This window comes from Pseudomonas moraviensis subsp. stanleyae (assembly GCF_036283065.1).
GTDB classification, from domain to species: domain Bacteria; phylum Pseudomonadota; class Gammaproteobacteria; order Pseudomonadales; family Pseudomonadaceae; genus Aquipseudomonas; species Aquipseudomonas stanleyae.
On the sequence record NZ_JAADJI010000001.1, the window covers coordinates 305,417 to 318,691 of the forward strand.

Annotated in this window: 9 protein-coding genes; all 9 read right to left on the reverse strand. The window is 61.4% G+C overall.

Features of this window, described 5'->3' with window-relative positions:
• Positions 1–64: 64 nt before the first annotated feature.
• The 9 genes from gltB to GXB78_RS01280 all read right to left on the reverse strand — a co-directional run bounded on the left by gltB (position 65) and on the right by GXB78_RS01280 (position 13,122).
• Positions 65–4,510, reverse strand: coding sequence for a glutamate synthase large subunit (gltB, locus tag GXB78_RS01240; protein WP_329513827.1), 4,446 nt, complete (start codon positions 4,508–4,510; stop codon positions 65–67).
• A 351-nt stretch (positions 4,511–4,861) separates the two neighbouring features.
• Positions 4,862–6,472: an AAA family ATPase gene (locus tag GXB78_RS01245; protein ID WP_329513828.1), complete on the reverse strand. Its 1,611-nt coding sequence runs from the start codon at positions 6,470–6,472 to the stop codon at positions 4,862–4,864.
• Positions 6,473–6,482: 10 nt separating this feature from the next.
• Positions 6,483–7,583: a 3-dehydroquinate synthase gene (gene aroB, locus GXB78_RS01250; protein WP_329513829.1), complete on the reverse strand. Its 1,101-nt coding sequence runs from the start codon at positions 7,581–7,583 to the stop codon at positions 6,483–6,485.
• Positions 7,584–7,735: 152 nt separating this feature from the next.
• On the reverse strand, positions 7,736–8,254 hold the full coding sequence (gene aroK / locus GXB78_RS01255) for a shikimate kinase AroK (protein WP_024011270.1): 519 nt from the start codon (positions 8,252–8,254) through the stop codon (positions 7,736–7,738).
• A gap of 4 nt (positions 8,255–8,258) precedes the next feature.
• Positions 8,259–10,337 carry a type IV pilus secretin PilQ gene (gene pilQ / locus GXB78_RS01260; protein ID WP_329513830.1) on the reverse strand — a complete coding sequence of 693 codons (2,079 nt, stop codon included), beginning with the start codon at positions 10,335–10,337 and terminating at the stop codon, positions 8,259–8,261.
• 13 nt (positions 10,338–10,350) lie between these two features.
• Positions 10,351–10,875, reverse strand: coding sequence for a pilus assembly protein PilP (locus GXB78_RS01265; RefSeq protein ID WP_329513831.1), 525 nt, complete (start codon positions 10,873–10,875; stop codon positions 10,351–10,353).
• The gene (gene pilO / locus GXB78_RS01270) at positions 10,872–11,495 is read right to left on the reverse strand and encodes a type 4a pilus biogenesis protein PilO (protein WP_329513832.1); all 624 of its coding nucleotides are present in this window, start codon (positions 11,493–11,495) and stop codon (positions 10,872–10,874) included. Before pilO ends, GXB78_RS01265 begins: the two co-directional genes overlap by 4 nt.
• Positions 11,492–12,058 carry a PilN domain-containing protein gene (locus GXB78_RS01275; protein ID WP_329513833.1) on the reverse strand — a complete coding sequence of 189 codons (567 nt, stop codon included), beginning with the start codon at positions 12,056–12,058 and terminating at the stop codon, positions 11,492–11,494. The genes pilO and GXB78_RS01275 overlap by 4 nt, the downstream gene beginning before the upstream one ends.
• On the reverse strand, positions 12,058–13,122 hold the full coding sequence (locus GXB78_RS01280) for a pilus assembly protein PilM (RefSeq protein WP_329513834.1): 1,065 nt from the start codon (positions 13,120–13,122) through the stop codon (positions 12,058–12,060). Before GXB78_RS01280 ends, GXB78_RS01275 begins: the two co-directional genes overlap by 1 nt.
• Between the last annotated feature and the right edge of the window lie 153 nt (positions 13,123–13,275).

Here is a 13,275-nt window from a genome sequence, read left to right on the forward strand (position 1 = left end):
AGTCCGGTACAACGCGTACTAGCTTCAGCTTGTCGCTTGAAGCTAGTGACTTGCAGCTGCGTCGTTACTGCGGACTCGCACGAGTACTGGAGAGCAGAGATTTCAGACTCGCTGCCTTCGGTTTGACCAGCCAGAAACGACGCACGTAATCATCGAGATTCTCGGCGAGTTCACGACCCCACTCGCTGTCGGTTTCGGCGACGTACTCGTTCAGCACGTTCTGCAGGTGGCTGCGGTAGGCTTCCATCGCCTCGCCGCTGATCCGCTGGATCTCCACCAGTTCGTGGTTGACCCGGTCAACGAAGGTGTTGTCCTGATCGAGCACGTAGGCGAAACCACCGGTCATGCCAGAGCCGAAGTTGTAACCGGTCTTGCCCAGCACACAGACGAAACCACCGGTCATGTACTCGCAGCAGTGATCGCCAGTGCCTTCCACGACGGTGTGGGCACCCGAGTTACGCACGGCGAAGCGCTCGCCCGCGGTGCCGGCGGCGAACAGCTTGCCGCCAGTGGCACCGTACAGGCAGGTGTTGCCGATGATGGCGCTTTCCTGAGTTTTATAGACGCTGCCCTTCGGCGGCACGATGACCAGCTTGCCACCGGTCATGCCTTTGCCGACGTAGTCGTTGGCGTCGCCTTCCAGGTACATGTTCAGACCGCCGGCGTTCCACACACCGAAGCTCTGCCCGGCCGTGCCTTTGAAACGGAAGGTGATCGGCGCCTTGGCCATGCCCTGGTTGCCGTGCTTGCGCGCGATTTCGCCGGAGATCCGCGCGCCGATCGAACGGTCGCAGTTGCAGATGTCCAGCTCGAACTCGGCGCCGCTGAGGTCGTTGATCGCCGACGAGGCCAGCTCGACCATCTTCTCCGCCAGCAGGCCTTTGTCGAACGGCGGGTTGCGCTCAACGCCGCAGAACTGCGGTTTGTCCGCCGGGACGTGATCGCTGCCCAACAGCGGCGTCAGGTCCAGGTGATGTTGCTTGGCGGTCTGGCCTTCGAGGATTTCCAACAGATCGGTGCGACCGATCAGCTCTTCGAGGGAGCGCACGCCAAGCTTGGCCAGCCACTCACGGGTCTCTTCGGCGACATAGGTGAAGAAATTCACCACCATGTCGACGGTGCCGATGTAGTGATCCTTGCGCAGCTTTTCGTTCTGCGTGGCAACGCCGGTGGCGCAGTTGTTCAGGTGGCAGATGCGCAAGTATTTGCAGCCCAGCGCGATCATCGGCGCGGTGCCGAAGCCGAAGCTTTCGGCGCCGAGGATCGCGGCTTTGATCACGTCGAGGCCGGTTTTCAGGCCGCCGTCGGTCTGCACCCGGACCTTGCCGCGCAGGTCATTGCCGCGCAGGGTCTGGTGGGTTTCAGCCAGGCCGAGTTCCCACGGTGCTCCGGCGTACTTGATCGAGGTCAGCGGCGAAGCACCGGTGCCACCGTCGTAACCGGAGATGGTGATCAGGTCCGCATAGGCCTTGGCCACACCGGCGGCGATGGTGCCAACGCCCGCTTCTGCTACGAGCTTCACCGAAACCAGCGCCTGCGGGTTGACCTGTTTCAAGTCAAAGATCAGCTGCGACAAGTCTTCGATCGAATAGATGTCGTGGTGCGGCGGCGGCGAAATCAGGGTCACGCCCGGCACTGCGTAACGCAGCTTGGCGATCAGTCCGTTGACCTTGCCGCCCGGCAGTTGCCCGCCCTCACCCGGTTTGGCACCCTGGGCGACCTTGATCTGCAGCACTTCGGCGTTGACCAGGTATTCCGGGGTTACACCGAAACGGCCAGTGGCGACCTGTTTGATTTTCGAGCTCTTGATGGTGCCGTAACGCGCCGGATCTTCACCACCTTCGCCGGAGTTGGAACGCGCGCCGAGGCGGTTCATGGCTTCGGCCAGGGCTTCGTGAGCTTCCGGCGACAGTGCGCCCAGCGAGATACCGGCGGAGTCGAAGCGCTTGAGCACCGATTCCAGCGGTTCGATTTCACTGATGTCCAGCGGCGTGTCGAGGGTCTTGACCTTGAACAGGTCACGAATCATCGACACCGGCCGGTTGTCCACCAGCGAGGTGTATTCCTTGAACTTGGCGTAGTCGCCCTGCTGCACTGCGGCTTGCAAGGTGTTGACCACGTCCGGGTTGTACGCGTGATATTCGCCACCGTGGACGAACTTCAGCAGACCGCCCTGCTGGATCGGCTTGCGCGGGCTCCAGGCTTCGACGGCGAGGGCCTTCTGCTCGGCTTCGATGTCGACGAAACGCGCGCCCTTGATACGGCTCGGCACGCCGCGGAAGCTCAATTCGCAGACTTCTTCGGACAGGCCAATAGCCTCGAACAGCTGCGCCCCACGGTACGAAGCGATGGTCGAAATACCCATCTTCGAGAGGATCTTCAGCAGACCTTTGGTAATGCCCTTGCGGTAGTTCTTGAACACCTCGTAGAGGTCGCCCAGTACTTCACCGGTACGGATCAGGTCGCCCAGCACTTCGTAGGCCAGGAACGGATAGACAGCCGAGGCGCCGAAACCGATCAGCACGGCGAAGTGATGCGGGTCACGGGCGGTGGCGGTTTCCACAAGGATGTTGGAATCGCAACGCAAGCCTTTTTCGGTCAGACGGTGGTGCACTGCACCAGTCGCCAGGGAAGCGTGGATCGGCAACTTGCCCGGAGCGATATGACGGTCGCTGAGGACGATCTGGGTACGCCCGGCGCGCACGGCTTCTTCAGCCTGATCGGCAACATTGCGGATCGCCGCTTCGAGGCCAACGCTTTCGTCGTAGTTGAGGTCGATGATCGCCCGTTCGAAACCCCGACGGTCGAGGTTCATCAGCGAGCGCCACTTGGCCGGGGAAATAACCGGCGAGCTGAGGATCACGCGCGAGGCGTGTTCCGGCGACTCCTGGAAGATGTTGCGCTCGGCGCCGAGGCAGATTTCCAGCGACATCACGATCGCTTCACGCAGCGGGTCGATCGGCGGGTTGGTCACCTGCGCGAACTGCTGGCGGAAATAGTCGTACGGCGTGCGCACACGCTGGGACAGCACTGCCATCGGCGTGTCGTCGCCCATCGAGCCGACGGCTTCGTAGCCTTGCTCGCCCAGCGGGCGCAGCACCTGATCACGCTCTTCGAACGTGACCTGATACATCTTCATGTATTGCTTGAGCTGATCGACGTCGTAGAAAGCCGAACCGTGGTCGTTGTCTTCCATGGTCGCCTGAATGCGCAGGGCATTCTTGCGCAGCCATTGCTTGTATGGATGACGGGATTTCAGACGGTTGTCGATCGCATCGGTGTCGAGGATCTGCCCGGTTTCGGTGTCCACGGCGAAGATCTGACCCGGCCCGACGCGGCCCTTGGCGAGCACGTCTTCAGGCTGGTAGTTCCACACGCCAATTTCCGAGGCGAGGGTGATGAAACCGTTCTTGGTGGTGACCCAGCGCGCCGGGCGCAGACCGTTACGGTCGAGCAGGCACACCGCGTAGCGACCGTCGGTCATCACCACGCCGGCCGGGCCGTCCCACGGTTCCATGTGCATCGAGTTGTACTCGTAGAACGCACGCAGATCCGGGTCCATGGTTTCGACGTTCTGCCACGCAGGCGGAATGATCATCCGCACGCCACGGAACAGGTCGATGCCGCCGGTGACCATCAGTTCGAGCATGTTGTCCATGCTTGAGGAGTCGGAACCGACACGGTTGACCAGCGGGCCGAGTTCTTCCAGATCCATCAGATCGTTGGTGAACTTGGTCCGACGGGCCTGCGCCCAGTTGCGGTTACCGGTGATGGTGTTGATTTCGCCGTTGTGGGCGAGGAAGCGGAACGGCTGCGCCAGCGGCCATTTCGGTAGGGTGTTGGTGGAGAAGCGCTGGTGGAACACGCAGATTGCGGTTTGCAGGCGCTCGTCACTCAGGTCCGGATAGAACGCGGCCAGATCGGCCGGCATCATCAGGCCCTTATAGATGATGGTCTTGTGCGAAAAGCTGCAGATGTAGTGGTCGGTGTCAGCGGCGTTGGCCACCGACGAACGGCGACGGGCGCTGAACAGCTTCACTGCCATGTCCTGATCGCTCAGGCCTTCGCCGCCAATGTAGACCTGCTCGATCTGCGGCAGGCGCTCAAGGGCCAGGCGGCCGAGGACGCTGGTGTCGATCGGCACTTTGCGCCAGCCGATCAGTTGCAGGCCTTCTGCGAGGATCTCGCGGTTCATGTTCTCGCGAGCAGCTTCGGCCTTGGCCGGATCCTGATTGAAGAACACCATGCCCACTGCATATTGCTTGGGCATTTCGACGCCGAAGCTCTCCTGGGCAATGGCTCGCAGGAAGGCGTCGGGTTTTTGAATCAGCAGACCGCAACCGTCACCGGTCTTGCCGTCGGCATTAATCCCACCGCGGTGGGTCATGCAGGTCAGGGCCTCGATGGCCGTTTGCAAAAGGGTATGACTGGGCTCGCCCTGCATATGAGCTATCAGGCCGAAACCGCAGTTATCCTTGAATTCATCTGGTTGGTACAGACCTGCTTTCATAGACACTTTCTCACCAGGCTGCCTCTACTCGAGGCAAATTTCTTTTCAATTCAACCACTTGCGCTCCGCGCCGAACGTACGCCGGCTTAGCGGGGGCAAAAGGGTGGTCATTGTACACAGCGACACAGAGGCTCACAAATTTGACGACGAACTGTCGCAAATTCATGTCGCATTTGTGAAAGGTTTAAAGCGATCTGCTGTGCTAGTCAAAACTTTTTTAAATTCTGACCGCAACGACTCAAAAACTACTGTGACGCAGACACCACAAGGCACGCGACCTTTTCAGGAAGCGCGCACTCGTGGAGATTTTGAGGTGCCGGGAGAGGCGGCCTGGGTAAGGCCGCCGAATCTTCAGCGAGTTGTTGCCAGTTCCTGTTGGACGCTGGCGACAGTGCGAGGCCAAGGTTTACCAGCCTGAACCTTCGCTGGCAAGGCCTTGATGGCAGAAACGGCCGCATCACGACTGGCGAAGTTGCCGTAGGTGATCACGTAAAGCGGCTTGCCGTTGAGGACTTTCTTGAAATAACGGTACTCGCCGCCCTGCTCCTTGACGAAGTTCTGCGCGGCGGTTTCCGAGCTGGTGCCGAGGATCTGCACGACATAGTTGCTGGTCGGCTGACCGGCGTACCAGCTGCCACCGGCGGCCTTGGCAACCGTGACTGGCTTGTCGGCAGGGTTGGCGGCGGTGGCCGGTTTGGCCGGAGCAGGAGTCGGTGCCGGTTTCGCGGCTGGCGCTGGGGTGGCCGGAGCAGGCTTGGCCGTGGCGATCTGCGTCGGCGCCGGGGTTGGCACCGGCTTGGCCGCTGGAGTCGGAACCGGCGTCGGCGCAGGGCCGGCCGGAACGCCTGCAGGCGGTGCGGAGGTGGTCACGGTTGGCGGGGTATCGCTGGAGCCTTCCAGTGGCACGCCGTCGTCGCCTTCGGTGATGCCACCGGCGGCTTCGGCCAGCGGGCCACGCATGACCGGCTGCGAGTTACCGACCAATGGCAGCGGCATCGGCTGGGTGTTGCCGGCGAATTCGACGGACGGGTTGGCGCCATTCGCTGCACCCTGACCCAATGGCAGTTGCGCCTGTTCATTGGCCGGAGCACCGGTGGTCGGTGCCTTGCTGCGACCCGGCATCAGCCAGGCGGCGGCAACCGCGACCACAACGACGGCGGAAATCGCCAATACGTGTTTCTTCGGCATGTTGAACCCCATACTTGGACGCTTGACCGCAGAGCGGCTGGCAATCATGACTTCGATCAGTGCATCGCGAGCGACCTGGTTGATGTTGCCCGGCCAACCCTCGGAGCTTTCGTGAATATCAGAGATCTGATCTGCAGTGAAAAGTTCGACACCGCGGCCCGCGCCTTCCAGCCGCTGGTCGAGATATTCGCGGGTCTCTTCTTCGGTGTACGGCTGCAATTCGATGACATGGAAACGCTCTTCTTCGAGCTGCAACGCCTCGAGCTGAGCGATCAGCGACGACTCGCCGAACAGGAACACATGCGGACGACCTTCCGGCGTGCCCGCACCCAGCGCCATCAACGCTTCCAGCGCCGACTCGTCGAGCTGCTCGGCGTCGTCCACCAGCAGATAGACTTCCTGCCCGGTCAGACCCAGTTGCACCACCTGCTCGAGAATCGCGCCGACCTCGGCCTGGGCGACATCCAGCGCCTGCGCCACCTGGCGCAGTACGCCGGCCGCATCACCGGCGCCACGGGCGGAAACCACCACGCTTTGCACTGATTGTTTATTGGTGCTGGCCACCAGTGCCTGACGCAGCAGGGTCTTGCCGCTGCCCTGCGGGCCGGTGACCACCAGCAGCAACTGGCTGTAACGCGCCAGATGATGCAGTTGACCCAGCACCGGTTTGCGCTGGGCCGGGAAGAATTTGAAGCCCGGCACCCGTGGCGCGAACGGGTCGTGACTTAACTGGAAATGGCCGAGAAACGCCTCGTCGGCATGCAAACTAGTCATCGGAATCGTTTTAACCTTTAAGCTGAGCCAGGGCGCGGTAATCCGCTCCCAGCGTGGCCTGTAGAACCTCTTTCGGATAATCGTCGGTCACCACCGCTTCGCCCATCCGGCGCAGCAGCACCAGGCGCAGACGACCGTCGATCACTTTTTTATCAATTGCCATGTGTTGGAGAAAATCGGCTTCGGTCATTTCTGTCGGTGGAATGACCGGCAGACCTGCGCGCTGGAACAGACGAATGCCGCGGTCACGCTCCTGCTCGCTGATCCAGCCCAGGCGCGCGGACATTTCCAGCGCCATCACGGTACCTGCCGCCACTGCCTCGCCATGCAGCCAGACACCATAGCCCATGTGGGTTTCGATGGCGTGGCCGAAGGTGTGGCCGAGATTGAGGGTGGCGCGTACGCCGGTTTCCTTTTCATCGGCGCCGACCACCGCAGCCTTGGCCGCGCAGGAACGCTCGATCGCATAGGTCAGCGCGGCTTGATCCAGCGCACGCAGGGCATCGACGTTTTCTTCCAGCCAGGTCAGGAACGGCTCGTCGCAGATCAGGCCGTACTTGATGACTTCCGCCAGGCCCGCCGACAACTCGCGTTCGGGCAGGGTTTTCAGCGATGCGGTATCGATCAGCACCACGTTCGGCTGATAGAACGCGCCGACCATGTTCTTGCCCAGCGGATGGTTAATGCCGGTCTTGCCGCCAACCGATGAATCGACCTGCGACAACAGTGTGGTAGGAATCTGGATGAAATCGACACCGCGCTGATAACAGGCGGCAGCGAAACCGGCCATGTCGCCGATCACCCCGCCGCCCAAGGCGATCACGGTGGTGCGGCGATCATGACGGGCGCTCAGCAGGCCATCGAAAATCAGTTGCAGGGTTTCCCAGTTCTTGAAGGCTTCGCCGTCGGGCAACACCACCGAGATTACCGAGAACTGCGACAGGCTGCGGGTCAGACGTTCGAGATAGAGCGGCGCGACGGTTTCGTTGGAGATGATTGCCACCTGCCGCCCGTGGATATGCGGCGCCAGCAGTTCCGGCTGATCCAACAGACCTTCGCCAATATGAATCGGGTAGCTGCGCTCGCCTAGATCGACCTTGAGTGTCTGCATGTGTCCCCACAGTGAAGATGGAAGCAGGCATCCTGCCCTGAAATTATTGGTGTTCTGCGGCCTGTAGCGGTATGACGCCGCTCGCCCGGCATCCGCCACACCCTCGGCGGGCGCTGACAGGACGCCGAGGATAGCGCATTTCGGGCAACGCTTTAACGGGGTGGCAGCTGCGCGAGGCGGTCAAGAATGTCGAGCACCACCATGCGCGGCGGCCGCTCGTCGGTTTCCACCACCAGATCGGCAATTTCCCGATAGAGCGGATCACGGATCTCGAGCAGGTCACGCAGGGTTTTCGCCGGATCGGCGGTACGCAGCAGCGGCCGATTGCGATCGCGGGAAGTGCGGCCGACCTGCTGCTCGACGGAGGCGTGCAGATACACCACGCGCCCGCCCTCATGCAGGGCCTTGCGATTGGCATCGCGCATCACTGCGCCGCCGCCGGTCGCCAGCACCACGCCATCGAACGCGCAGAGCTCGGCGATCATCGCCTGCTCACGGTCACGAAAGCCGGGCTCGCCTTCCTTGTCGAAGATCCATGGGATATTGGCACCCGTGCGCAGCTCAATTTCCTTGTCGGAATCCTTGAACGGCAGGCGCAGCTCTTTGGCCAGCAATCGGCCGATGGTGCTTTTGCCAGCACCCATCGGTCCTACAAGTATCAAATTTCGCACAGAATCAACGACTCACAGCAATCGCCTGGTTATTCATGATACGCGGAGTGAGAAATACCAGCAGCTCGGATTTTTTCTCCGAAACCACATCACGCCGGAAAAGGCGGCCAAGATACGGCACATCGCCAAGAAATGGCACCTTATCTACGACCTTGCTCTGAGTATTTGAAAAAACACCGCCGATTACGATGGTCTCGCCGTCATTCACCAGCACTTTGGCGTTGACCTCGTTTTTCTTGATCGGCGGCACATCCTGCACTTTGTTCAGGTAGTCGGGCTCATCCTTGGTGACCTTGACCTCCATGATGATGCGGTTGTCCGGGGTGATCTGCGGGGTGACTTCCAGCGACAGCGAAGCCTCCTTGAACGACACCGAGGTCGCGCCACTGGAGCTGGCCTCCTGATACGGTATCTCGGTGCCTTTGAGGATCTTCGCGGTTTCCTTGTCCGAGGTGACCACCTTCGGCTGCGAGACGATCTCGCCGTTGCCGGTCTTTTCCATCGCCGTCAGCTCCAGATCCAGCAACACGTTGTCGGTGATAAACGCGATACCGATCCCGGAGGTGTTGTTGACCGTGCCCATGTCGACGAACGGCGAGTTGGTGCTGGTGCTGCCCGGCGTACCGATGGTGCTCGATGAGCCGTTGACCCCGGAGGCGTTCCAGTTGCCCTTGTTCTGCACCGAGCCGCCCCAGCGTACGCCGAGGCTCTTGTCGTAATCGACGTTGGCCTCGACGATGCGCGCCTCGATCATCACCTGACGTACCGGAATATCCAGCTGCGCGACGATCCGCCGAAGTTCGTCGAGGCGATCCTGGGTCTGGTAGGCAATGATGTTATTGGTCCGTTCATCGACGGTAATCGAACCGCGCTCGTCGACCTTGGCCTCGGCACTGGTCACCGACTGGAACAGCTTGGCAATGTCCGCCGCCTTGGCGTAATTGACCTGCAGCAGCTCGCGACGCAATGGCGCCAGCTCGGCGATCTGCTTCTGCGACTCCAGTTCCTGGCGCTCGCGAGCGGCAATTTCATCAGCTGGCGCGACCAGCAGCACATTGCCGATCTTGCGCTTGTCCAGACCTTTGGTTTTCAGCACCAGATCCAGCGCCTGATCCCACGGCACGTTTTGCAGGCGCAACGTGATACCGCCCTGCACCGTATCGCTCGCCACGAGGTTGAGGTTGGTGAAGTCCGCGATCAGTTGCAGCACGGAGCGTACGTCGATGTCCTGAAAATTCAGCGAGAGCTTGTCGCCGACGTAGGCCTGACGGTCGGCGTTGCGCTTTTGCAGGTCGTCGACGCTCATCGGACGAACGCTCACAGTGAGCTTGTTGTCGGTCTGGAATGTGGAATAGTCGAAGGTGCCGCTGGGCTCGACACTGATCACGGTGCGATCGCCGGTGAGCGCTGCGTTGACGAACTGCACCGGAGTGGCGAAGTCCTTGACATCGAGGCGCACGCGCAGTTTTTCCGGCAATTGGGTGCGAGCGAAGCTGAGAATGATCTTGCCGTCGTGCTCCTGGATATCCGGGGCGATGGTCGGATCAGAGAGGTCGATGACCACGTTGCCTTCGCCCTCGGTGCCGCGCTGGAAATCGACGCCGCGAATCGCCCGGCTGCGCGGCACAGAAGATTTCGCGGGCGCCGCAGCGGCCGAGGCGGCACGTGGTGCAACGGCGGCCGGGCGCGGCGCGGTCGCGGAGGCGCCCTGACCAACCACCACGAACAGATTATTGCCTTCGACCCGCGTGCTGTACGGCGCCAATTGCGTCAGGCTGACAATCAGCCGCGTACGATCCTTGGCTTCGGCTACCGTGGCGGTGCGCGCATTGCCGCTGCCCAGATCAAGATTTCTGTTGGCCAACTGGCTGGTCACCCCCGGCAGATCCAGCGCGATGCGTGCCGGCGACTCGGTTGTGTAGCCCTTGGGCTGCGGTGGCGGGCCGTCGAACGACAGCTTCAGCTCGACACGGTCACCCGGCAGCGCGGCAACATCCAGCGCTTTCAGACTGGTCGCCATTACCATCGGTGACACCAGCGCTATCCATAGCGAAAAACCGAGGGTGGAGAAAATCCTGTTCATTATTCGACTTCCACTATGAGTGCTCTTTCAAAGGAATGGTGCGCGGCCGCTCCAGCCAGGCGCCGGCGCCGTCGGGCACGATCTCGACGACATCGACCTGGGTGGCGCTGATGGCGACGATGCGACCATCGTTGCGGCCCAGATAGTCGCCGACCTTGAGGCGGTGCACTCCGCCCGCGCCGCGCAGCAGCGCAAACGAGCCCGAGGCATTGGCAATCGTGCCGACCATTTCGAACTGCTCGATATTGAACCCTTCAAGGTACTGCTTGACCCGGTTGGGGTCGGGTTTGACGTTGCGCGAGCCGTGCTTCTGCCCGGCCAGATCAACCCGTGCCTGCCGCGAAAACGGACTGCGCAGGTTGGCGGCGCTGTAAGTGAATGTGGGGTAAGACCGGAATGTCGGCGTTGGTTCAATCTTGCCCGCCGGGCGCAGGCGCACTTCATTGAGGTAAGCGTCGAGGTCGCTGAAGTCATCGCCGCCACCGCAGCCGCTCAAGGCCAGCAGCATCGGCAGGACGAGATAACGAATCGGGGTCATTTTTCCAGCCCCTTGTCGTTGTAGCGATACGTCTTGGCGAGGATGCTCATGCGCAGCTTCGTCCCGCCCTCGGGATTGGCCGGCGCCAGTTCGAAATCGTGCAGGGTGACAATTCGCGGCAGCCCGGCGACGCCGCTGACGAAGGTCGCAAGATCGTGATAAGCGCCGGTCACGGTGATCTGGATCGGCAACTCGATGTAGAACGGCTGGGTCACTTCCGGCAGCAGCTTGATTTCTTCGAACTCCAGTCCGCTACCCAGTCCGGTGCGAGTGATGTCCTCGAGCAGGCCCGGCACTTCGGTGTCACTGGGCAATTGCCGCAGCAGCACGCCGAAGGTGTTTTCCATTTCCTTCATCTGCTGGGTGTACAGCTCAAGATTTGCCGATAGCCGCGCCTTGCTCGCGAATTGCTCCTTGAGAGTGACTTCCTCCTCGCGCTTGAGGTCGAGCTGATTTTCCATATCGTTGATGAAAAAGTAATAGCCAAGCGCAAGGATCAGCACCATCACCAGCGCACCGCACAGGGTTTTTACCGCAGGCGGCCACGAGCCGATATTGCTGGTGTCGAGGTCGTTGAAATCGATATTGCGCAGGCTTTGCAGCCACTCGGAGGCTTTCATTGGTCGTCCTCCAGAACCTTGGGCTGGGTCTGACGAACGGTCAGCTGGAAGACGTTGGCCTGCTCGACCTGGTCGGCGCTGGTGGCCTTGACCTCATTCAGGCTTGGCGCGTCGAACCAGTCGGACGCGTCGAGATTGCGCATGAGCTCGGAAACCCGGTTGTTCGACTCCGCCGCGCCACTGATGGACAGGGTCTTGCCGGCCATTTTCACATCGGTGAAATACACGCCGTCCGGCAGCGTCCGCGCCAGTTGATCGAAGACCCGCCCACTGATCTGCCGGTTGCCCTGCAGGTCCTGGATGATGCGCATGCGCTCGACCAGTTGCTGACGGCGCGCCTTGAGTTCACTGATCTGCTTGATGCGCTCGTCGACCACGGCAATCTGTTTGCCGATGTAATCGTTGCGCGCCATCTGCCGCTCGATGGCCGCGCTGATGATCTGATCGGCAATCAGCACCGCACCGATCGAACCGGCCAGCACGCCGATCAACACCAGCAGGAAGCGTTTGCGCCGTTCTTCGCGACGTTCCTCGCGCCAGGGGAGAAGGTTGATTCGCGCCATCAGTCGAAACTCCTGAGCGCGAGCCCGCAGGCGATCATCAATGCGGGCGCATCACTGGCCAGCGCACCGGCGTTGACCTTGCTGCCCAGGGCCATGTCGGCAAACGGATTGGCGACCTGCGTCGGCGTGTTCAGGCGCTGTTCGATCAGGCGGTCCAGGCCGGGTACCGAAGCGGTGCCGCCGGCCAGGAGGATATGGTCGACCGCGTTGTACTGGCCGGAGGCGAAGAAGAACTGCAAAGAACGCGACACCTGCTGCACCAGCGCCTCGCGAAATGGCTGCAAGACCTCACTCACGTAATCATCAGGCAGGCCGCCCTGCTTTTTCGCCAGACCCGCCTGCTCGACAGTGAGGCCGTAGCGGCGCTGGATCTCTTCGGTGAGCTGGCGCCCGCCAAAGAGTTGCTCGCGGGTATAGATGATCTTGCCGTTGTGCAGGACGCTGAGGGTGGTCATGGTCGCGCCGATGTCGACCACCGCCACCGTCAGGCGCTCCTGGGAGGCCGCCAGATGCGTCGCCAGCAGGCCGAACGAGCGCTCAAGTGCGTAGGCCTCGACATCGACCACCCGTGCAGTCAGGCCGGCGAGCGCCAGCGCCGCCTCGCGCACTTCGACATTCTCCTTGCGACAGGCGGCGAGGAGCACGTTGACCCGTTCCGGGTTGCGCGGCGAGACGCCCTGGACCTCGAAGTCGATGGCGACCTCGTCCAGCGGATAGGGAATGTATTGGTCGGCCTCGATCTTGAGCTGGTTTTCCAGTTCATCGTCGGACAGCCCAGCGTCCATCTCGATGACCTTGGTGATCACCGCCGAACCGGCCACCGCCACCGCCACGCTCTTGACTCCGGTGCGCGCCTTGACCAGCAACCGGCTCAGTGCCTGACCGACGCCCTCGAGTTCGGCGATGTTCTTTTCGACCACGGCGTTGGCCGGCAACGGCTCTACCGCGTAGGCCTCGACCCGATAACGCTCGCCCTGACGGCTCAGTTCCAGCAGCTTCACCGACGTGGAGCTGATGTCGATCCCCAGTAACGTATTGGTCTTTTTATTGAAGAGTCCCAGCACTACCAATTCCCTATGACTTTCCGTGAGTTACGGACTCTGTAATACGCATTGCGTTCCTTCACCCCCGTCTTGACAGAAGCGCCAATGACGCCTCCGACGGAAAAGTGCTTATAATGCCCAGCGATTTTTTCCGCTTTTTACTGCCCGCGCGGA